Here is a 21,514-nt window from a genome sequence, read left to right on the forward strand (position 1 = left end):
CCGCCGGATGTTACCCGCCGGTAGAGAGGGTCACCTGAGCCAGTGCCACGGCGAAGCGCCCCTGCTCGTCGGTCCAGAACCGGCGCAGCGCCAACCCTGCCGCGTAGAGCTCGTCGGCCAGGCCCTGCCTGCGGAACTTCGAGGAGATCTCGGTGCGCATCTCCTCCCCTTCCGCGAAGGACAGGTTCAGCCCGAGCTCGGCGATGGTCACCGCCATGGCCTGCCGCGCCCGCAGCCACATCTCGATCCGCTCCTGCTCGGCGTTCCACCGCGCCACGTGCTCGAACCGCTCGACGTCGAAGTCCGCGCCGAGCTCGCGGTTGAGCACGTGCAGCACGTTGCGGTTGAACTCCGCGGTCACCCCCGCCGCGTCGTCGTAGGCGGGCACCAGCACCGCCGGATCCTTCACCAGGTCGGCCCCCAGCAGCAGCCACTCCCCCGGCTCCAGGGTCTCGCGCACCGAGCGCAGGAAGACCGTGCGCTCCTCCGGCGCGAGGTTGCCGATGGTCCCGCCGAGGAAGGCGATCATGCGGTTGGGCACCGCCGGGATGGCGTCCAGGTGCGCGGTGAAGTCGCCGACGACGCCGTGCACCTCCACGTCGGGGTAGTCCGAGGCGATCGAGGACGCCGCCATGGCGAGCGCGCTCGTGGACACGTCCAACGGCACGAAGCGCTTGAGCAGGCCGTGGTTGTGCAGCGAGTCCAGCAGCAGCCTGGTCTTCTCCGAGGAGCCGGACCCCAGCTCCACCAGCGTCTCCGCGCCCGTGACCCTGGCGATCTCGTCGGCGGCGCCGTCGAGGATCTCCCGTTCCGCGCGGGTCGGGTAGTACTCGGGCAGCCTGGTGATGTCCTCGAACAGCGCGCTGCCCCTGGCGTCGTAGAACCACTTGGGCGGCAGCCACTTCGGGGTCGCGGTCAGGCCGGAGAGCACGTCGGCGCGCAGCGAACGGGCGGCGTCGGCCTCGGTGTGGTGCAGGTCGAGCACGAGCTGTGGCATGACGGAGCTCCGCTTCAACTAGAGACTTTCGATGTCCACAGTGGACTTGGTAACGGTGATGAGCTGCTTGTCCGACAAGCAGCTCCAGTCCGGGCTGTCGTCGATCGGTTCGGATGAGACGAGCACGCCGCCGTCGGTGCGCCGCACGGACAGCGAGTGGTCCCATGTGGTCGCGGCCAGCCGCCGCCCGTCGGTGAGCATCAGGTTCAGCCGGGACCCGGGCGCGGCCGCGCCGACCTCGGTGACCACCTCGGCCAGCGCGTGACCCGGCGGCACCCCGGCGCGCAGCCGGTCCCGCACCAGTGCCCACAGCACCGCCGAGTCGGTCGGCGCGTCCAAGGTGATCAGGTCCACGGTCGGCAGCCGCCCGGCCAGGTCCGCCAGCGACGTCGGCCATCCCACGACCCTGCCGTTGTGGCTGAACAACCACTCGCCGTCGGAGAAGGGCGCGTTGGCGGTCTCCACCACCGGCATCCCCACCGTCGCCGAGCGCACGGCGGCCAGCACCGCGCCGCTGCCGGTCGTCCCGGCGAGCGAGGCGAACGCGGTGTCGCTCCACAGTGGACGCGCGGTGCGGTACCGGGCCGGCTCCGGCCGGGTGGCGGTGTACCACCCGACGCCGAAGCCGTCCGCGTTGATCGTGCCGCCGCCGCGCATGTCCTCCGGCGCCCACGACTGGCGCAGGAGGGACCGCGGCGGCAGCAGCAGCAGGTCGCTCAGCAGGATCTCCCCGCCGAGGTAGCCGAGGTGTCGGCACACGGCGCTACCCCAGCTCACCACCTCCCGGCGTTCGCGCGCACCGGAACCCGGCGAAGATCTGCCTGCGGATCGGGTAGTCCCAGTTGCGGAACGTACCCCGGCACGCCGCCGCGTCGGTGCCGAAGCACCCGCCACGCAGCATCTTGTAGTCCGGCCCGAAGAACACCTCGGAGTACTCCCGGTACGGGAACGCGGTGAACCCCGGGTAGCCGTGGAAGTCGGTGTCCACCCACTCCCACACGTCGCCGATCAGCTGCTGGATGCCGAGCGGGGACGCGCCCGCGGGATAGCTCCCGACCTCGGCCGGGCGCAGGTGCCGCTGACCGAGGTTGGCCTGCCGCGGCCCGGGATCCTCGTCGCCCCAGGGGAACCGGCGCGATCGGCCGGACTCCGGGTCGAAGCGGGCGGCCTTCTCCCATTCGGCCTCGGTCGGCAGACGTTTGCCCGCCCACCGCGCGTACGCCTGCGCCTCGTGGAAGCTGACGTGCACCACCGGCTCCGCCTCGCGCACCGGCCCGACCACGCCGAAGCAGTCGCGCAGCCAACGATCCCCGTCCCGCCGCCAGTACAGCGGCGCACGCAGGTTCGCCTTGGTGCGGTGCTCCCACCCCGAACCGGTCCACAGCTCCGGCCGGTCGTAGCCGCCGTCGGAGATGAACTCCTGGTACTGCCCGCAGGTGACCGGAGCGGTGTCCATGAAGAACGCGTCCACCCGCACCTGATGCGCCGGGCGTTCGTTGTCCAGCGCCCACGGCTCGGTCGAGGTGCCCATCGTGAACGGCCCGTCCGGCACCAGAACCTCTTGTGGCAGAACGGTTTTCTCCGCTCTTGGCGGTTCCGGCGCGTACAGCACCGCGGGGCCCTTGCGGGTCTGGTGCGTGATCAGCATGGTCTCGTCGTGCTGCTGCTCGTGCTGCACGAGCATGCCGAAGGCGAAGGCGTTCTCCACCAGCCCGCGCCCGGACAACGGCACCCGGTCGACCACGTCCATCGTCTTGCGCCGCACCTGGTCGACGTACTGCCGCGCCTCACCCGGCTTCAGCAACGGCAACGCGGGCCTTGAGGCGCGCGAGTGCTTGAAGGCGTCGTAGAGCTCGTCGATGTCGCTGCGCACGGCGGGCAACCCGCCGACGTCACGCACCAGCCACAGCTCCTCCTGGTTGCCGATGTGCGCCAGGTCCCAGATCAACGGCGACATCAACGGCGAGTGCTGCCGCACCAGCTCGTCGTCGTCCAGCGCGTCGGTCAGCGCGGAGCTGCGAGCCCGTGCCCGCTCCAGCTCGGCGGCGGCCTTGGCCCGCAAGGGCTCCTGCTCCATGTGCGGCACGGTCGTCATGACAGATCACCCACCCGCGAGTCGATGGCGCACTTCAAGGTCTCGGTCACCAGGGCGGTCAGCTCGGCGGGCAGGCCCAGCGCGGGGATCGCGCGGGCGCCCAGCTCGAAGACCTCCGCCGCGACTCCGGCCAGCACCGGGTCGGCCAGCCCGTGGCGCGCCGCCTCCTCCCACCGGTCCGCCGCGCCCGCCGTCACGTCCAGCACCGCGTCCACAGTGGACTCCTGGTGGAACAGCGCGGTCAGCAGCACCAGCGGCACCACCCACTCCCCGGTGGGCTGCGTGTCGAGGTAGCGCACCTCGATGTAGCCGCGCGGCCGGACCGGCGGGAACATCGTGCTCATGTGGTAGTCGATGTCGTCGGTGGTCGGTGGCGGGCTGAGCGCCCCGTCCACCCAGTCGCCGAGCGTCACGCCAGGCGGCGCCGACCAGTCCTCACCCGGCCGCCGCAGGCAGACCAGCGGCGTGTCCAGCGCGTGCCTCGCCCACAGCAGCGCCGGGTCCGCCCCCACGGGCGCGGGGCGGGTGCGGTCGGGGTCGGTGCCCGCGACGGCCCGCATCCTGGTGGAGGCCCACCCGGTGCGGGCGCCACCGAGCTCGGGCGAGTTGGCGAAGGCCGCGGTCAGCACGGGGCCGAGCGCGTGCACGGCGGCCCACCGCGCCGGGAGCCGGTGCGGCTCCCCCGCGTCCAGGCACACCTGGAGTCCCGCGGTGCTGCACATCATGACCCGGCCGTGCGGGCCGATCGGCTCGAAAGCCCGCTCCATCGCCCGGTACCTGGGCGTGTCCAGCAGGCGCTTCTGCGGCCGGAAGGGGTCGGTCCCGCTGCCGCCGAGCACGAGCCCGGAGTGGCGCAGGAGTTCCACGACATAGGTGACGTCGGCCGAGGCGACGGAGATCAGGGTGCTCAGTTCGGACTGCGGTGCGGTCGAGACCTCGACCTGGCCACCGGGTTCCACGGTGAGCATCGAACCGTTGGGCAGCGGTAGCTGCGGGCCGCCGGGCCGCAGCTCCGGTGGCGCGTGCGCGCCGAGCGCGGCGACGAGGTGGTCGTGCTCCAGGGCTCTGCGGGGGTCGTCGGCGTGGTGGACGGTCCACTCCAGCTCGACCCCCACCAGACACGGAGGGCCTGTCTTGAAGCAGATCGACGCGATGTAGGCCTCGGCGTGCGCCCTGGTGTTGACCGGCTGCGCGCCCTGGGGTGCGGTGCGTGTAGTCAAGTTGATCACTCCGGGTGACTGGGGTGAACCCGAAGCTACACACGCCCCCTGACACCCGCACCCCGTCGAGCGATGGTGCCCGCCTTCCGCGACAGCCCGCCCACCACCGGACACGACCGCGTCACCAGCGGGTCATCACCCGTTCAGCCCCGAGCACACCGACCTTCCGCACACCCGTTCTGCACCGATCCCGTGGCATACCCGATGCGCCGTTCGTCCCACTCGGCGCAACGAACGGCGCATCGGGCACCTGCCAACCGGATCAGGTCGACGCGTTGGACCTGGCGGTGAGCACGGCGGTCGCGGAACTGTTGGCCGCGACGGCGTTCTGGATCGCGTCGAGGCCGCTGCTCTGCGTCAGACCGGGCACCGTCGCCGTCTTCACGGCGTAGAGGGTGAAGGTGTACGGATTGGTGCGGCCACCCGGGCACGGGCCGAAGTACTGGGTGCTGACGTCACCGGAACCCATGGCTTTCTGTTTCGCACCACCGAGTCCGGGCACCGTGAAGCCCTTGCCCAGCTTCTCCGCGAGCGAGGTGGTGCTCGCCGGGATGTCCCAGATCGCCCAGTGCCGCTTGTTGCCGTTGTTGACGCGGTCGGCGAAGACGATGGCGTAGCTCTTCGCGTCGGCGACACCGGGCGTCCAGGCCAGCGGGGGCGAGACGTCCTGGCCCGCCTTGCCGTCCCCGGCACAGGTGTGCTTCGCCGGGATCATCGCGTCGTTGGTGAACGCCGGGCTGGTGAGCTTGAGCTCGCCGGGCAGGGTGGTGCCGCCGGTCAGCTCGATGTGGAACACCCGGTCGTTGTTGGCGACGCCGTCCTTGTCCGTGGTCGTGGTCAGCCACAGGCCGCCGCCTGGCGCCTTCTCCACCGTGCGCAGCCGGCCGTAGGAGCCCTGGAAGTACGGCTTCGGCGCCTCAACCCCGTCACCGTTGATCTTCATGCGGTAGACCCGTTCGCCGGTGGTCTGCGCGATGAAGATGTGGTCGTTGACGATCGTCAGGCCACTGGGCGAGTTCGACCCGGTCGGCGCGAACGTCCGAACCGGACGGATGAACCCGGGCTTGCCGCAGCCGCCGCCACCGAGCCCCGTCGCGGTGCCCTCGCAGTCGGACCAGCCGTAGTTGCCGCCCTTGACGATCAGGTTCAGCTCGTCCATCTGGCTGTTGCCGAACTCCGTCGCCCACAGCCGTCCGCGCGAGTCGAAACCGAGGCCCTGGACGTTGCGGTGGCCGTAGCTCCACACCGGGTTCCCTGCGAAGGGGTTGTCGGCGGGCACGCGGCCCTCCGGCGTGATGCGCAGGATCTTGCCCGCCGTGGTGTTGATGTTCTGGGCGTTCTGGTGGGTCTGCGCGTCCCCGGTGGCCACGTAGAGCATGCCGTCGGGACCGAACCTCAGACGACCGCCGTTGTGGTACCTGCTCTGCGGGATGTTGCCGAGCAGCACCTGGTAGCTGGACTGCACGAGCGCGTTGTTCTCGTACTTCATCCGCACGACGCGGTTGCCCTCGTTCGAGGAGTGGTAGATGTAGACCCACTTGTCCGAGGCGAAGTTCGGCGAGATCTCCACACCGAGCAGACCGCCCTCACCGCCGGTGGTGACCGCGTTGGGCACCTTGCCCGCAGGAGTGCGCTGGCCGCCCGACGTCAGCCGGAAGATGGTGAAGTTGTTGCGCTCACTGACAAGAGCGGCACCGTCCGGCAGGAAAGCGACACCCCACGGAACGTCCACTCCGGACGCGAGCGTGGTGACTTTGCCCGGCTCGACGCCACCGCCGCCTCCGGATGCGGTGGTACGCACGGTGATCTCGTTGCTCACCGCGGAGCGGTTGCCGACGGCGTCACGCGCGCGAACCGTGAAGCGGTAGGAGGTGTTCGGCGTAAGGCCATCGACCTCGCCCGTGGTGCCCGTTGCGGTCGCGGCGACCTGGCCGTCACGCAGGATCTCGTAACCAGTCACGCCGACGTTGTCCTGCGAGGCGCCCCATCGCAGTCCGACAGTGTTGGGACCGACCGCGTTCTGCGCGAGGCCCGTCGGCGCGGATGGCGCTTCCGTGTCCTGCTGCGCGGGCGGGGTCTTGATGACGATCTCGTTGCTGGCGGGCGAAACATTGCCCGCGGCGTCCTTCGCGAAGACGGTCCACTGGTAGTCCGTGTTCGGCGTGAGGCCCTCGACCGTTGTGGACAGTCCAGCGACTGTCTTCATGAGCTGGCCGTGTTGGTAGACGTCATAACCGGTGACACCGACGTTGTCGCGCGCCGCGTCCCAGGCCAGTGCGACCGTGGTGGGCGTTGCCGCGCCGTTGGAGCGCAGGTTGCCAGGAGCGGTCGGCTTCTCCGAGTCCACCGCGTCCACGATCAGCTTGTCGGCGTTGGGTCCCCCCTCCGCCGTCGTCGCGACCGCGCGGACCTTGTTCTGTCCCGCCGCGAGCGAGGCGGTGATCGTCCTGGTCTGCCACGTGGTCCACGCGCCCGTGCCGGGGAAGGCCACCGCGCTCGCCGAGATCGCGCCGTTGACCTGGAAGTCCAGCGGGCGGTTCACGCCGGTGCCGTTGGCGAAGCGCAGCGTCAGCGAGTACGTCCCCGCCTGCGCGACGGGCACGGTCCACTCGACGTAGCTGCCGGCGACGTTGGTGTAGTTGACGAACCCCCTGCCGGAGAACCCGGTGTGGTTGGACTCGACGACGCCCTGGGAGATCTGGGCGTCCTCTGCCTCGTAGTCGGTGGGCGCTGCGTGCGCGGGAACGGAAAGGCTTGCGGTGACCACCGCCGCTAAGGCCACGGCGATGGCCGGATGACGGCCGGACTGGACCACGGTGCCTCCAGGGGAGAAGGGCGAGCAGGGCGTGGCGGCGGTCCGACGAAACAGTTAGGAAACTTTCCTGTGCGCGCGATCACACCACCGCGCGGGCGAGCGCACAAGACAGCCGGGTAAGCGCTTGCCCAAAACCCTCCGATCGGTTTCCGCCATCCGGGGTTCGGCCGGTAGCCTTCGTCCCGTCGCGTGAGGTCTCGCCCAATACGTACGTACGGATTGCATAGGACGCACACCGGCTGTCACCATCTGCGACGTGCCCAGGGTCAGCCAGGACCACCTCGACGCCCGCCGCCGCCAGATCCTGGACGGCGCGCGGAGCTGTTTCGCCCGCCACGGCTACGAGGGCGCGACCGTGCGCAGACTGGAAGAGGCCACCGGGCTCTCCCGTGGCGCGATCTTCCACCACTTCCGCGACAAGGAGTCCCTGTTCCTCGCGCTGGCCGAGGAGGACGCCCTGCGGATGGCCGAGGTGGTCGCCGAACAGGGCCTGGTGCAGGTGATGCGCGAGCTGCTGGCCACTCCGCAGGACATCGGCGGCGAGCACCCGGTGCACTCGCTGGCGACCCGGCTCGAGGTCTCCCGGCGGCTGCGCACCGACCCGGACTTCCGCGCGCGCTGGGCGGAGCGCTCGCAGCAGCTCACCGACGCGACCACCGCGCGCCTGCAACGGCAGCGCGATGCCGGGAAGCTGCGCGACGACGTGGACGTGAAGGTGCTGACCGCGTTCCTGGAGCTGGTGCTCGAAGGGCTGGTGTCGCACCTGGCGATGGGCCTGCCCGCCGACGACCTGGACCCGGTGCTGGACGTGGTCGAGGAGACCGTCCGCAGGCACCGGCACCTCGGACAGGGCTGATCCGGGCTCAGCCCCGGCGGACCACGAGCTTGCCGAAGACGTTGCGTCCCGTCAGCCGGATCACCGCTCCCGGAGCCCCGGTGGGAGCCGAGGGCGTGCGGCGCTTGCCGAACACGGCGCCGCCCTCGTCGATCACCACGGCGTCGGCGGGCACGGTGAGCTCGACCTTGCCGAACATCGACGACGCCGCCAGCTCGATCTCCGCGCCCGGCCGCGCCGAGCGCAGGTCGACAACGGCAGCCCCGAAGACCGCGTTCACCCGGACCGGCCCGGTGCCGTCGGGTGCGCTGAGGATCTTGCTGAACACCGCGCTGACCCGCTTCGGTGCGCGGGTGGCGGGCGCGGGCAGGTGCAGGTCGGCCAGCACCGGGCCGAGGTCGGCAGCGGTCCGCGCCGCGTACACCAGCTCCAGCCGCTCGGCGTGCTCGGTCCAGGTGAGCCTGCCGTCGGCGACGGCCCGGTTGAGCACGACCGCGGCGTTGTCCCGGTCCTCGTCGGAGATCCGCATCGCGGGCAGCGCGCTGTCCTCCGTTGCCATGACCGTCCCCCGTTCTCTCGGTCGTCGAGATTCTTCATCCGGGAAAAAAGTTGGTCAAGCTCTGTTACGGACACCCGCGCCGGCCCGGACATCACGTAACATTTTTTCACGTCCCAGTCCGGCCCTGGCGGCTCTCCCGCGCCGAGACGGGCCGGGGCGATACTCCTTCGCGGGGCGGATGAGAACCGGGGAGGACTCGCCTTGGGCATCAGCGAGGATGTGCGGCGGACGGTGGCATTCTTGTTGGAACGTGCGACTTTGAGCATCTACTCGTCGCGGGGAGACCACGGCGCCATGTTGCTGCGCCGCGGATCGCACAGCCCCTACCCGCTCTACGAGCGGATCCGTCGCGACGGTGACCTGGTGCGCAGCAGGCTCCGGCTCTACATCACGCCCTCGCACCGGTGGGCGGGCCAGATCCTGCGCGACCCGCGCTTCGGCGTCAGCCAGGTCTCGGCGAGCGAGGGCGTGGTCCTGCCGCTGCCGCCGCGCCCGCCGGAGCCGGTGCACCCCATCGAGGACTCGTTCCTGAGCATGGACCCGCCTGAGCACACCCGGCTGCGCAAGCTTGTCTCGCCGTGGTTCACCCCGCGCGCGCTGCGCACCCGCCGCGCCGAGATCGAGCGCGTGATCACCGGCTACCTCGACGAGCTGGCGACCAAGCAGCGCTTCGACCTGGTGCCGGAGTTCGCCGAACGGGTGCCGATCCAGGTGATCAGCGACCTGCTCGGCGTGCCAACCCCGGACCACGAGCGGTTCAGCGCGTGGGCGCGGCAGGTCGGCCCCGCGCTGGACGGCGTGCACTCGCTGCGCGAACAGCGGCGGCTGGACGCGGTCATCGCCGAGCTGCACGTGTTCTTCAAGGAGCTGATCGCCCACCGCAGGCGCCACCCCGGCGAGGACATGCTCAGCCAGCTCGTGCAGTCCACTGTGGACGGCAAGCCGGTTCCGGAGCGGGACCTGCTCGCCACCGCCGGGCTGCTGCTGCTCGCCGGGTTCGGCACCACGCTGAACCTGATCGGCAACGGGGCGCTGGCGCTGCTGGTCAACCGCGACGCGCGCGAACGCCTGCTCGCCGACTTCGACCTCGCGCCCAACGTGGTCGAGGAGACCCTGCGCCACAGCCCGCCGGTGCACTTCACGGTGCGCGCCGCACTGGAGCCGGTGGAGATCGCCGGGACGCAGCTGAAGCCGGGCGACCACGTCGCGGTTCTGCTCGCGGCGGCCAACCGCGACCCCAAGGTCTTCCGCAACCCCGACCGCTTCGACATCACCCGGCCCAACTCGCGGGAGCACCTGGCCTTCGCGGGCGGCGTGCACTTCTGCGTCGGCGCGGGCCTTGCCAGGATGGAGGGCGAGATCGCGCTGCGCGAGCTGTTCCGCCGCTTCCCGGCACTGCGGCTGGACGGCCAGGTCAAGCGCAACGTCGCCCGCCTGCTGCCCACGCTGGAAAGCGTCCCGGTGTCCTTGACCAAGCGACGCACGACCGTTCTGTAGCGACACGACGATGCCGCCGTCCACAGTGGACGGCGGCATCGTCGTGCGTGGGAACCAGCGCCTGCACTGCAAGTCGTCCCTACGCCCCGAGGCGGCACCACCCCCGAGCGCGCGGGCCGGCCGGCTTGGCCGGGCTTTTCGCGTTATGGGGCCTTAATGCGCGAAGGAGCGCCCCCAAATCGCGTTGAGATTCCACACCGCGAAATGAGGTGGTGTCACCACGTGCGGGACACGACCTAGTCCGCGCCGCGCATCATCTCGCGGATCTTGGGAGCACTGATCCACAGCAGCACCGCGAGCACCACCGCGGCCCCGGCGAACATGCCGAAGTAGACGGCCTCGGGGATCTTGCCGTACAACGGGACCAGCTGGGCGGCGATGCCCTGCCCTGCCGCGATGGACAGGAACCACAGCGCCATCATCTGCGAGACGAACGCCTTGGGGGCGGCCTTCGAGGTCACCGAGAGCCCGACCGGGGACAGGAACAGCTCGCCGACGGTCTGGACGGCGTAGACCAGCAACAGCCACAGCGGGCTGACCTTGCCGAGCTCGTCACTGCTGATCCCGGCGAGCACGATCACCCCGAACGACGCGCCGACCAGCACCAGCGCCAGGGCGAACTTCCGCCCCGTCGTGGGCTGCCGGTCGCCCATCCGCACCCACAGGAACGCGACGACGGGCGCGAACAACAGGATGAAGACCGGGTTGACCGACTGGAACCAGGATGCCGGGAACTCCATGCCGAAGACGGTGTTCTGCACCCGCTCGCTGGCGTACAGGTTCAGCACGTTGGCCGCCTGCTCGAAGATCAGGAAGAACATCACCGACGCCAGGAACAGCGGGATGTAGCCCTTGACCCGGGACCGCTCGTCGTCGTCGAGCAGCGGGCTGCGCAGGATCACCGTGAAGTAGCCGATCGGCAGCAGGATCGACAGCAGGCTGATCCCGTCGATGACCAGCTGGATGCTCATCACCCCCGCCGCGCTGAGCGCGACGACCGCGACCACGAGCACCGCGAGGCCCGCGGCCATCCTGCCGAAGACCTTGCCGCGCTCGTCCTTGGTCAGCGGGTTGATCGCCTTCGCGGTCGCCGAGCCCAGGTTGCGCCTGCCGAGCACGTACTGGACCAGGCCCAGCGCCATGCCGACGGCGGCGGCGCCGAAGCCGAGGTGGTAGTTCACCTGCTGGCCCAGCCAGCCGGAGATGGTGATCCCGGCGAAGCTGCCGAGGTTGACGCCCATGTAGAAGATGGTGAAACCGGCGTCCCTGCGGTTGTCGTGCTCGGCGTAGAGACCGCCGACCAGGGTGGAGATGTTCGGCTTGAGCAGGCTGGTGCCGAGGATGACGAGGCCGAGCCCCAGGAAGATCGTGGCGGCGCCGCCGGGGACGGCCATGCTGATGTGACCAGCCATGATCAGCACGCCGCCGTAGAACACCGAGCGCTGCCCGCCGAGCAGGCGGTCGGCGATCCAGCCCCCCGCGAGGGCGGACATGTAGATCGCGGCACCGTAAGCGCTGACGATCGAGGACGCGAGCCCCTTCTCCATTCCCAGGCCGCCCTCGGCAACGGCGGCGGTGAGGAAGAAGATCAGCAGGACGCGCATCCCGTAGTAGGAGAAGCGTTCCCACATCTCGGTGAAGAACAGGGTGGCCAGCCCCCACGGGTGGCCGAAGAAGCCGCGCTGCTGCGCGGGCTTCGTAGATTCCGTGGCCGTCACGGTCGACGTCCTCCCTCTGGCAGTCTCCGCCTCGGGGTCGGTCTGGGCACGCCAACGACACACCGCCGGCCCCGATGCCGTTGTCTGGACCATAGCGACCCCGGGCCCGTTCTCGTCGAGAGACGAAAGGACTCAAATCCCTGTGATGTGAGACAACTTCACGCTCGGTTGCCGAGGCAGCAATCGCTTTCTTGAAAGACGCGCTGCGCGGAACGGAGCACTGCTCGCATGCGCGCGTTACGCTGCGCCGTTGACCGGTACGGAGGTGTGCGTGACCCATCGTCAGGTGACGCTGGCCGAGGTGGCAAAGCACGCGAAGGTGTCGCTGGCCACCGCGTCCAGGGTGCTCAACGGCAGCACCCGCCAGGTCAGCGCCGAGCTGCGCGACCGGGTGCTGGCCACCGCGCGCGAGCTCGGCTACCTGCCCAACGCCTCCGCCCAGGCGCTGGCCCGCAACACCAGCGTGCTCGTCGGTCTCGTCGTGCACGACATCGCCGACCCGTACTTCTCCTCGATCGCGGCCGGGGTGACCAGGGTCGCGGAGGAGGCGGGGCTGATCGTGGTGCTGGGCACCACCTCGCGCGACCCCGAACGGGAGCTGACCCTGCTCTCCACCATGCGCGCGCACCGGGCCCGCGCCGTGGTCCTCGTCGGCACCAGGACCACCGACGCCACCGCGACGCAGAAGCTCTCCGCCGAGATCGAGGCGTTCCAGTCGCAGGGCGGACGCGTGGCGTGCGTCTCCCAGGCGCACCTGCCCGCCGACACCGTGGTGCCCGCGAACACCGAAGGCGCGCGTGAGCTCGCCCTCGGGCTCGCCGGACAGGGCCACCGCGAGTTCGCCGTGCTCGCGGGCCCGGAGCGGCTGCTCAGCGCGCGGGACCGCCTCGAAGGCTTCGTCGCCGGGCTCGCCGAGCACGGCATCGGACTTGCCGGGCACAACATCGTGCACGGGGCTTTCACCCGGGACGGCGGGTACGCGGCCATGCATGAGCTGCTCGACCGCGAAACCGGCGCGACCTGCGTGTTCGCCGTGAACGACGTGATGGCCGTCGGCGCGATGGCCGCGGTCCGGGAGCGTGGCCTGCGCACCCCGGAGGACGTCGCGGTCGCCGGTTTCGACGACATCCCGACGCTGAGCGACCTGGTCCCGCCGTTGACCACGGTCCGGCTGCCGCTGGAGGAGATGGGCGAGCGCGCCGCGCGCCTGGCGCTGGAGGGCGAGGCCCCCTCGACGCCGCGCACGGTCGGGGTCGGTGCCGAGGTCGTCCTCCGGGAAAGCACCGTCCTCGCGCGTTGACTCCCACGACAGGGCGCTGAAGAGCACTTACACTGGCCGGTAACCGTTCAACCGAGGAGTGACAACACCCGTGCCCGATCCGCAGTCCACCGACTGCAGCACCGAAGCGTGCAGCGAACCCTGTAGTAGCGAGCCGGGGGAAAGCCCCGGCTGTTCCGATTTCCCGGTCTCCCCCCTGCGGGGCACCTCATGACCGGACCCCTGTTGAGCGTTCTGGGACTGGCCCTCGTCGTCCTGCTCACCCTCGGCACCGCGGTCTTCGTCGCCGCCGAGTTCTCCCTCACCGCGCTGGAGCGCAGCCAGGTGGACAGCCACGTCCACCGCGTGCAGGACCGCAGGGCGCACAGCGTCCAGAAGGCGCACCGCACCCTGTCCTTCCAGCTCTCCGGCGCGCAGCTGGGCATCACGATCACCACGCTGGTCACCGGCTACCTGGCCGAGCCCGCGCTGGCGGCGCTGATCACCCCCGGCCTCCTCGGCCTCGGGCTCGGTGAGCGGGCCGCCGCGGGCGTCTCGCTGGTGATCGCGCTGCTGCTGGCGACCTCCCTGTCGATGATCTTCGGCGAGCTGGTGCCGAAGAACCTGGCCATCGCCCGCCCGCTGGGCACCGCCCGCGCGGTCGCGGGCCTGCAGGCCGGGTTCTCCAGCGCCTTCCGCTGGCTGATCACCGCGCTCAACGGCTCGGCGAACTGGATCGTGCGCCGCTTCGGCGTCGAGCCCGCCGAGGAGCTGCGGTCGGCGCGGTCCCCGCACGAGCTGGGCTCGCTGGTCCGCTCCAGCGCGGCGGGCGGCACCATCGACCAGGGCACCGCGAACCTGCTGGACCGCTCGCTGCGCTTCGGCGAGCGCAACGCGGAGGAGCTGATGACGCCGCGAGTCCAGGTCGAGGCGCTGCGCGCGGACGCGACCGTGCTCGACCTGGTCGAGGTCGCGCGCCGGACCGGCTTCTCCCGTTTCCCGGTGCACACCGGCGACCTGGACGAGATCCAGGGCGTTGTGCACGTGAAGCAGGCGTTCGGCGTCCCGCGCGACGAGCGCGCCACCACCCGCGTGGTCGCGCTGTGCCGCCCGGTGCCGACGGTGCCGGAGTCCCTGGAGGGTGACGCGCTGCTGGACCGCCTGCGCGGCTCCGGCCTGCAGATCGCGGTGGTCGTCGACGAGTACGGCGGCACGGCGGGCCTGGTGACGCTGGAGGACCTGGTCGAGGAGATCGTCGGCGATGTCCGCGACGAGCACGACCGCAACGAGATCGCCCCGGTGCGCCCGCTGGGCAAGCTGAGCTGGGTGGTGTCCGGCCTGCTGCGGCTGGACGAGGTGGACGAGGCCACGGGCCTGCGCGTCCCGGACGACGACTACTACGAGACGATCGCCGGGTTCGTGCTCTACCGCCTTGGCCGCATCCCCACGGTGAACGACGAGGTCCGCTACGACGGCTGGCGCCTGACGGTGCTGCGGATGGACCGGCACCGCATCGCCGAGCTGCGGGTGTCCCGCGACCCGGACCAGGTGCCCACCGTGGACCGGGAGAAGGAGGCGGCTCGATGAGCAACTCCCTCGCGGTGTTCATCTCGCTGTTGCTGTTGCTGGCCAACGCCTTCTTCGTCGCCGCGGAGTTCTCGTTGATCAGCGCCCGCCGTGACCGGCTCGAAGCGCTTGTGCAGCAAGGGGTTTCCGGCGCGCGCACGGTGATCAAGGCGTCGGAGCAGGTCTCGCTGATGCTGGCGGGCGCGCAGCTGGGCATCACGGTCTGCTCGCTGGTGCTGGGCAACCTCGGCAAGCCCGCGGTGGCCGACCAGCTGGAGACGGTGCTGGGGCCGCTCGGCGTGCCCGAGGCGGTGCTCGACCCGCTGGCCTTCGTGCTGGCGATGGCGATCGTGGTGGTGCTGCACATCGTGCTCGGTGAGATGGTGCCGAAGAACATCGCCATCGCGGGACCGGAGCGCTCGGCGATCCTGCTGGTGCCCGTGCACGTGGCGTTCGTGCGGCTGGTGAACCCGTTGATCCAGCTGTTCAACATCGCGGCGAACGGCATCCTCCGCCTGATGCGGGTGGAGCCCAAGGACGAGCTGGACGCGGCGTACACCTCCCACGAGCTCTCGGCGCTGATCGCCGAGTCCCGCCGCGAGGGCCTGCTGGACGACTCCGAGCACCGCAGGCTGGCGAAGACGCTGTCGTCAACGGACCGCACGGTCGCCGACGTCCTGGTCCCGCTGGAGCGGCTGACCACGGTGCCGGAGCGCCCGACGGTCGGCGACGTGGAGGAGGCGGTCACCAGCACCGGCTACTCCCGTTTCCCGGTCCTGGGCGCGGACGGTGCCGTGCGCGGCTACCTCCACGTCAAGGACGTGCTCGACCAGGTCGGCGCGACACCGGACACCCCGGTCCCGGCCAACCGCGTCCGCGGTCTGCCCGCGCTGCCCGCCGACGCGGGCCTGGACGAGGCCCTGTCGGCGTTGCGCCGTGCGCAGAGCCACGTGGCGACGGCGGTGTCCTCCACCGGTGAGGTGCTGGGCATCGTGGCGATGGAGGACCTGGTCGAGGAGTACGTCGGCACGGTCCGCGACGCGACCCACGTCGGCTGACCGCAGCTCGCCGGACGTTGGGCTGGAACGCTTTCGCCGCTCCAGCCCAACGTCACGCCTGTCCCGGCAGAGGCTTGCGTTCGGGTAGGCGCCGCTGGTGAGGGGCTCGCTCCTCGTTGAGTGGGAGTGCCGTTGTGTTGGGCGGGCATTGGTACGTGAGGGGTTCCGTCGGGTTGTGCCCCGTCCTTCCAGCGCGCTGAGCATGGGTTCGGGCGGGGTTCCTGCCCCAGCTACCGTTGCGTGCCCCTGACGTCCGAAGCCCGTTGAGCATCCTCCCGTCCTCCCAGCAACCCGTTACGTTCTCAAGAAAACCGATCTTTGAACTCAGCCCCGGCAGGCCAACCCACCCAGGAACCCAACGGTGGGCAGCCGTGGTCACCCGTCCAGGACGACGGCACTCACGTGCGGGAGAGCGATCCGGTACCCGCCAGCCCACTACCCCGGCACCTCATACCGACCACCGCCGGTCGGCAGCATCGTCTGCCACGCCGTGCGGATATTGCGGCGGGGTTGTCGTTGTGGATCAACCCAGGAGGGTGGGATGAACACCGGCAACCCGTTGTCGAACTCGATCTCCCAGTCCCCCTCGTGGATCACCGTGTGGTGATGCCGACACAACAACACCGTGTTGTACAGGGCCGTCGGGCCACCTTCGGACCAGTGGATCACGTGATGGGCATCCGACCAGGCCGCGGGCATCGTGCACCCCGGGAACGCGCACCCCTTGTCCCGCACCGCCAGGGCGGTGCGCAGGGGCCCGGTGACGGTGCGCTGGGCCTGGCCGACGTCCAGGGGGATGCCCATGGTGTCCAGCACCACCGGGATGATCTTGGCGTCGCAGGCCATCCGCCGGATCGTCTTCGCCGTCATCGGCCCACCCCACGACGCCCACCCGGAGGAGAGGCCATCGCGGAGGTCGGCGTAGTCGATCGTCACGCTGATATGCGGACGCTCCCCACCGACCTTCGGCAACTCACCGGCTTGCAGGGCCTGGGTGGTCAACGCGACCAGCGCGTCGGCCTGGCGTTGGTCAGTCGAGCGCAGGTCCACATCGCCGTCGGCGGATTGGGGTTTGGACAACGCGTGGATGGCCGTCCGGAACGCCTCGCCACCCTCGGGGTCCAGGCAGCCGCTGAGATGCACCCAGCCCTTCGCGTCCTGGGAGACCCGGAGGAAGCGCTTGGCGATGCCCTCGTTCTCCTCCGCCAAAGTGCCGTCCTGGTCGAGGACGGCACGGAGGTGTTTTCCGGCCTTCTGCAGTTCCTTGTGGTTGAGGAATCTGGCTTGTTCGGCCAGGACCTTCTCGGCGTCGTCGGTGACCTCGACCGGGAGCGTGGCGGGGAGGGCGCGGAGGACGTCGGAGACGACCAGGGCGTGGTCGAGGGTGATCGCCCCCTCCCGCAGGGCTTGCTGGGTTTCGGGGAGGGCGGGGAGTTCGTGCACGAGACGGCAGCGTCGGCGGGCCTCGTGCGGGGTCAGGTTCAACGCGCCCCGCAACAACGCGGCGATGTCTCTGCAGCCTTGCTGGATATGCAGGCTCCGCTGCTCCGCCTGGGTCGCCAGCTCGTGGGAGACCGCCGCGATCAACCGGGAGGCTTTCTCCAGGGCCTGCAACATCGGCAGGATGTCGGCTTCGGGCATCTGGTTCGAACGGCCGGACGCGAGGTGCTCCGACAAGTGATCGATGTAGTCGTGGGTGTCCAAGGGGAATCACCTCCTTTCGGTTTCCATTGAACTCGAACACATGATCGACAGCAAAGCACGAGCGGGTGAAACCGTTGGGGTGAAAGGGAAATCGAAGACGCGGAGCTCCCCAACCGGGTGACCGGCATGCCACCGCGAGTGGACCTGCCCGCCACGAGCGGAGCCGCCGAATCCTTGCGGGGTAAGGAAATCAGCGCGTCTACCACAGGTAGGGCGGGGAACTGTCACGCCACAGGTGTCAGCGGCGCATGGGGGAACACAAAAGCGCCCCGCTCACCGGTGTGGTGATGGGGCGCCTGCGGGGGTGGTTACCAGAGGCGGGGGCGGGTGCGTTTGAGTTCGCCGAGCACGGATTTGGCCACCTGCCAGCACTTGTCGCAGGTCGGCCAGGTGATCCACTCGGTCTCGGCGGCCGGGCGGATCACGATGGACTCGCCGCACAGGGTCTGGCCGGTCTCGCCGGGTTCGTGTGAGCCGGACTCGCCGCAGATCGCGTGCCGGGAGCCGTCGATCGGCATCCAGTAGAACACCTGCTGATCGGGCCTGGTCGCCGCCTTGGCGCCCCGGTTGCCGCCCGGGCGTTCGGGTGCATGAGTCATCCGGTCTCACACTCTCGCCGTGCTGGAGGTTCGGTGTGGCGTGGGGAAGCCCCCCATGGCCAGCTCGTGTGCCCGGGCGACGCGCAGGCACAGGTCGTCGCGTAATCGTGGACCGACGATCATCATGCCGACCGGGAGGTCGTCGACCTGGGCCACCGGGACCGATGTCGCCGGGTGGCCGCTGGCGTCGAACGGCGCGACGTTGCCGACCATGCCGAGCGCCGCTGCCACGTACTCTTCCCGGCTGGAGTCCTTGCCGGGCAGGCGGTTGGCCACGTGCGGCACCGTCGGCAGCACGAGGACGTCCACTTCGGACAGTGCGGCGTCGTAGCCCGCGACCAGGTCGGGGACGAGGTTGCGGGCCATCGCGTAGTGGGCTCCGTGGTAGCGGCCCAGGGTGTAGGCGCCGTTGAGGGTGACCAGCTTGACCGTCTCGGAGAAGGCGTCGGCGTGCTCGCGGCGGCCGTTGCCGAAGTGCGCGGCCAGCTCCGGGTCGAACGGGCCGGACACCCCGCGGGCGAGGCCGTTGCCGTCGATCATCTGCCAGGCGATGCCGTCGGTGGCGATCACCTTCCAGACGTCGAAACCCTTGGTGTGCCAGGGAACGCTGATCTCGCGGACGGTGGCGCCCGCTTCGGCGAGCCGTCGCGCGGACGCGCGGACCGCGTCGTCGACGCGCGGGTCGGACAGGCCCGGCAGGCCGAAGCCCTCGGTGAGCAGGCCGATGCACAGACCGGCCACCCCGGCGTCGAGGTCGGCCAGGTAGTCGGCGGGCACTGTCCTCGGGTCCTGTCGCGGGTCCAGGCCGTCCGGCCCGGCCAGCACCGTGAGCAGCAGCGCGACGTCGGGGACCGTGCGGGCCATCGGGCCGAGGTGGTCGAGGGTGTTCTCCATCGGGAACGCGCCGGTGCACGGCACGAGCCCGTGGGTGGGCTTGTGGCCGACCACGCCGCTGAAGGCGGCGGGGACGCGGAGCGAGCCACCCTGGTCGCCGCCGACCGCGAGGTCCGCATCGCCCGTGGCCACGAGCACCGCGGGGCCGGAGGAGGAGCCTCCCGCGGACCGCGCGGGGTCCCAGGGGTTGCGGACCGGGCCGTCCGCGCCGGTGTGGCTGCCCGCCGAGTAGCCGAGGTCCTCGCAGGCGCCCTTGCCGACGACGCGGCCACCCGCGTCGAGCACCCTGGTCACCACGGTGGCGTCGGCGCGGGGCACGAAGCCCGCCAGCGCGCGGGAGCCGTTGGCCATGGGCACGCCGCCCACGGCGATGTTGTCCTTGACCACCACGGTGCGCCCGGCGAGCGGGCCGTCCTCGCGGGTGCGGACGTCGGTGCGCAGGCACCACGCGTTGAGCCGGTTGTCCTCCGGGACCGGACGCGCGTGCTCACGCCGAGGCGGGTCGGGGGCCCGCTCGGCGTGGAGCCGCTCGACCTCGGAGTAGGAGGCCAGCGTTGGTGCCATGAGACCGCGGAAGGACTCCAGCGCGCTGTCGTCGAGGGACAGGCCGTACCTGTCCGCGATCACCCGGAGCTCCGCGACGGAAGGGGGGACGATGCCCATGGACGACAGTTCCCTCCTGTGCCACAGTGATCGATGCCGTGGCGGCCACCGCTCGTGTGACTGCTCCGTCTGGATTTCCCAGGTAGCCCAAAGGGTATGGACGCTCCGTCGATCGTGTCAATGGATCTTGACGCGTTCGGCCGCGACCAGGCGTGGACTTCGACCGGCCGGGTGAGCGTTTGCCCCGGTGGCAACACCGGAGATAAAGTGATCTTCTTGTGACCGACTCCGGTCGCTGATCCGGTTGGCAGGTTCCGTGAGCAACGAGGCTTCCGCATTCGACGCCCTGGCCGACGACACCCGTCGCGCCGTGCTCAGCCTGCTCTCCGAACACGGTGAGCTCACCGTCTCCGACCTCGCCGCCCGGTTCGACCACATCGGCAGGACCGCGGTCTCCATGCAGCTGAAGGTCCTCCGCGACGCGGGCATGGTGCAGGAGCGGCGCTCGGGCAAGTACCGCCTCTACTCGCTGCGGGTCGAGCCGATGACCGAGGTGCTGAACTTCCTCACCGCCCTCTACGGCTCCTCGCTGGACGGCCTTGCCGAGGCCGCCGTCGGCACGGCCGGGCGGGACGAGCCCGAAGGGCTCCGGTGGGGAACCTCGTCCTGACCCAGCAGCGACACGTGCCGCTCCGCCCGGGTGACGTGTTCGCGCTGCTCGGCCGCGACGACTCGGCCGGCTGGCTCTTCGGCGCCGACTACGACGCGATGCGGGTGGGCGCCCTGGTGCGCTTCGACCTCCCGGTGAACCCCGCGGACCCGGCGAGCGCCACCATGGAGGCCACCGGCCGCATCTCCTACCTCGACCCGCCGCGCCGCATCGTCATCGAGCAGCAGGCACCGTGGGCGGGCACCGTGAGCTGCACGATGGTCCCGGCCAAGGACGGCACGGGGACGACGGTGCGGCTCGGCGTCGAGGTGCCCGGCGACGCGGTGACCTGGCTGCTGCGCCAGCGCGGCTACGACCCGATCGAGGAGCGCGCCGCCGCCGACACGGTCCGGGTCGGCGTGCTGGTGAGCAAGTCCGGCCCGGCGAGCATCTTCGGCGCGACGACGGAGAAGCTCGCGCTGATGGCGGCCGACGAGATCAACGCGGACGGCGGCGTCAACGGCTGCCGCCTCCAGGTCGTGGTGCGCGACGACGCCAGCGTTCCCGACGTCGGCGCCGAGCAGTTCCGCCGGATGGCCGGGGTGGACGGCTGCCGGGTCGTGGTCACCAACTGCACGTCCGCGGTGTTCCCGGTGATCGCGAAGCTGGCGCGGCGGCTCGGGGTCCTGCTCGTGCACACCCCGATCAACGAGGGCGGCCGCTACTCGCCCAACGTGGTCCGGCTCGGGGAACGGCCGTCCGCGCAGCTGCGCACCGCCCTGCCCGCGCTGATGAGGTCCACCGGCAGGAACGTCTACCTCGCGGGCAACGACTACGTGTGGCCGCGCGTGATGAACGCGACCGCGCGGCACCTCGTGGAGCGGCTCGGCGGCACGGTGGCGGGCGAGCGCTACAAGCCGATGGGCACCTGCGACTTCTCCGACGTCGTCGACGACATCATCACCACGCGCGCCGAGGTGGTGGTGTCGACTTTCGTCGGCTCCGACTCGGCGCGGTTCGAGCGGCAGTCCTACGCGGCGGGCCTGCGCGAGCGCTGCCGGACGCTGTCGATGGCCTATGACGAGTCCACCCGCGAGCTGACCGGCGGCGACGCGGCGCGCGGGGTGTGGGCGGCGTTCGGCTACTTCCAGGAAGTGGACTCCAAGACCAACAAGGACTTCCTCCGCCGCTACCGCGAACGGTTCGGCGCGACGGCTCCCCCGCTGTCCAGCATCACGGAGTCGGTGTACGAGGCGATCCACATGCTGGCCGCGTCCGGCGCGCTGACGAAGGACTTCGTGCTGACCGACCTGTCATCGGCGCTGCGCGCGCAGCGCGCCTCCGGCTTGTGGCAGTCCGCACGCGCCATCGAGGGCAAGGCGGCGAAGCGCCCGCTGTACCTGGCGGAGGCGGTCACCGACGGCTTCCGCATCTCCCCGCGCTGACA

Annotated in this window: 17 protein-coding genes; 7 read left to right on the top strand and 10 right to left on the bottom strand. The window is 70.5% G+C overall.

Annotation, left to right across the window (positions count from 1 at the left end; translation table 11 throughout):
* Positions 1-10 precede the first annotated feature (10 nt).
* The 5 genes from egtD to ACFFQA_RS08275 all read right to left on the bottom strand — a co-directional run bounded on the left by egtD (position 11) and on the right by ACFFQA_RS08275 (position 7,079).
* On the bottom strand, positions 11-997 hold the full coding sequence (egtD, locus tag ACFFQA_RS08255) for an L-histidine N(alpha)-methyltransferase (RefSeq protein WP_377851088.1): 987 nt from the start codon (positions 995-997) through the stop codon (positions 11-13).
* 18 nt (positions 998-1,015) lie between these two features.
* Positions 1,016-1,756 carry an ergothioneine biosynthesis protein EgtC gene (gene egtC, locus ACFFQA_RS08260; protein ID WP_377851155.1) on the bottom strand — a complete coding sequence of 247 codons (741 nt, stop codon included), beginning with the start codon at positions 1,754-1,756 and terminating at the stop codon, positions 1,016-1,018.
* A gap of 4 nt (positions 1,757-1,760) precedes the next feature.
* Positions 1,761-3,092 carry an ergothioneine biosynthesis protein EgtB gene (gene egtB / locus ACFFQA_RS08265; protein ID WP_377851089.1) on the bottom strand — a complete coding sequence of 444 codons (1,332 nt, stop codon included), beginning with the start codon at positions 3,090-3,092 and terminating at the stop codon, positions 1,761-1,763.
* Positions 3,089-4,321 carry an ergothioneine biosynthesis glutamate--cysteine ligase EgtA gene (gene egtA, locus ACFFQA_RS08270; RefSeq protein ID WP_377851090.1) on the bottom strand — a complete coding sequence of 411 codons (1,233 nt, stop codon included), beginning with the start codon at positions 4,319-4,321 and terminating at the stop codon, positions 3,089-3,091. The genes egtB and egtA overlap by 4 nt, the downstream gene beginning before the upstream one ends.
* A 253-nt stretch (positions 4,322-4,574) precedes the next feature.
* Positions 4,575-7,079, bottom strand: a complete 2,505-nt coding sequence (locus tag ACFFQA_RS08275; RefSeq protein WP_377851091.1) for a PQQ-dependent sugar dehydrogenase — start codon at positions 7,077-7,079, stop codon at positions 4,575-4,577.
* Positions 7,080-7,383: 304 nt separating this feature from the next.
* Between ACFFQA_RS08275 and ACFFQA_RS08280 the strand changes: the two genes are divergently transcribed.
* Entirely contained in the window at positions 7,384-7,983 is a 600-nt protein-coding gene (locus tag ACFFQA_RS08280; RefSeq protein WP_377851092.1) for a TetR/AcrR family transcriptional regulator, read from the top strand.
* 7 nt (positions 7,984-7,990) lie between these two features.
* Here the strand turns inward: ACFFQA_RS08280 and ACFFQA_RS08285 are convergent, their stop codons facing one another.
* Positions 7,991-8,521 (bottom strand): DUF1707 SHOCT-like domain-containing protein, encoded by a 531-nt coding sequence (locus tag ACFFQA_RS08285; RefSeq protein ID WP_377851093.1) that lies wholly within the window; start codon positions 8,519-8,521, stop codon positions 7,991-7,993.
* A 294-nt stretch (positions 8,522-8,815) separates the two neighbouring features.
* Here ACFFQA_RS08285 and ACFFQA_RS08290 point away from each other — a divergent pair, with 294 nt between their 5' ends.
* A complete protein-coding gene (locus ACFFQA_RS08290; RefSeq protein ID WP_377851094.1) occupies positions 8,816-10,018 on the top strand; it encodes a cytochrome P450 in 1,203 nt (400 codons plus the stop codon).
* Positions 10,019-10,254: 236 nt separating this feature from the next.
* On the opposite strand, the gene ACFFQA_RS08295 is transcribed toward ACFFQA_RS08290, so the two are convergent.
* Positions 10,255-11,736, bottom strand: a complete 1,482-nt coding sequence (locus ACFFQA_RS08295) for a peptide MFS transporter (protein WP_377851095.1) — start codon at positions 11,734-11,736, stop codon at positions 10,255-10,257.
* Between the two features lie 271 nt (positions 11,737-12,007).
* On the opposite strand from ACFFQA_RS08295, the gene ACFFQA_RS08300 reads away from it, so the two are divergent.
* The 3 genes from ACFFQA_RS08300 to ACFFQA_RS08310 all read left to right on the top strand — a co-directional run bounded on the left by ACFFQA_RS08300 (position 12,008) and on the right by ACFFQA_RS08310 (position 15,618).
* Positions 12,008-13,036: a LacI family DNA-binding transcriptional regulator gene (locus ACFFQA_RS08300; protein ID WP_377851096.1), complete on the top strand. Its 1,029-nt coding sequence runs from the start codon at positions 12,008-12,010 to the stop codon at positions 13,034-13,036.
* A 189-nt stretch (positions 13,037-13,225) separates the two neighbouring features.
* Positions 13,226-14,581 (top strand): hemolysin family protein, encoded by a 1,356-nt coding sequence (locus ACFFQA_RS08305; protein ID WP_377851097.1) that lies wholly within the window; start codon positions 13,226-13,228, stop codon positions 14,579-14,581.
* Positions 14,578-15,618, top strand: coding sequence for a hemolysin family protein (locus tag ACFFQA_RS08310; RefSeq protein ID WP_377851098.1), 1,041 nt, complete (start codon positions 14,578-14,580; stop codon positions 15,616-15,618). Before ACFFQA_RS08305 ends, ACFFQA_RS08310 begins: the two co-directional genes overlap by 4 nt.
* A 435-nt stretch (positions 15,619-16,053) precedes the next feature.
* On the opposite strand, the gene ACFFQA_RS08315 is transcribed toward ACFFQA_RS08310, so the two are convergent.
* The 3 genes from ACFFQA_RS08315 to ACFFQA_RS08325 all read right to left on the bottom strand — a co-directional run bounded on the left by ACFFQA_RS08315 (position 16,054) and on the right by ACFFQA_RS08325 (position 19,478).
* Positions 16,054-17,322: an HNH endonuclease signature motif containing protein gene (locus tag ACFFQA_RS08315; RefSeq protein ID WP_377851099.1), complete on the bottom strand. Its 1,269-nt coding sequence runs from the start codon at positions 17,320-17,322 to the stop codon at positions 16,054-16,056.
* Positions 17,323-17,630: 308 nt separating this feature from the next.
* Positions 17,631-17,921, bottom strand: a complete 291-nt coding sequence (locus ACFFQA_RS08320) for an HC3 family zinc finger protein (protein WP_377851100.1) — start codon at positions 17,919-17,921, stop codon at positions 17,631-17,633.
* A 6-nt stretch (positions 17,922-17,927) separates the two neighbouring features.
* A complete protein-coding gene (locus ACFFQA_RS08325) occupies positions 17,928-19,478 on the bottom strand; it encodes an amidase (RefSeq protein WP_377851101.1) in 1,551 nt (516 codons plus the stop codon).
* A 256-nt stretch (positions 19,479-19,734) separates the two neighbouring features.
* Here ACFFQA_RS08325 and ACFFQA_RS08330 point away from each other — a divergent pair, with 256 nt between their 5' ends.
* Entirely contained in the window at positions 19,735-20,088 is a 354-nt protein-coding gene (locus tag ACFFQA_RS08330; protein WP_377851102.1) for an ArsR/SmtB family transcription factor, read from the top strand.
* Positions 20,070-21,512 carry a substrate-binding protein gene (locus ACFFQA_RS08335; protein ID WP_377851103.1) on the top strand — a complete coding sequence of 481 codons (1,443 nt, stop codon included), beginning with the start codon at positions 20,070-20,072 and terminating at the stop codon, positions 21,510-21,512. Before ACFFQA_RS08330 ends, ACFFQA_RS08335 begins: the two co-directional genes overlap by 19 nt.
* Positions 21,513-21,514: the final 2 nt, after the last annotated feature.

Origin of the sequence: Allokutzneria oryzae, assembly GCF_042429765.1 — a bacterium.
In the GTDB taxonomy this organism is placed as follows: domain Bacteria; phylum Actinomycetota; class Actinomycetes; order Mycobacteriales; family Pseudonocardiaceae; genus Allokutzneria; species Allokutzneria oryzae.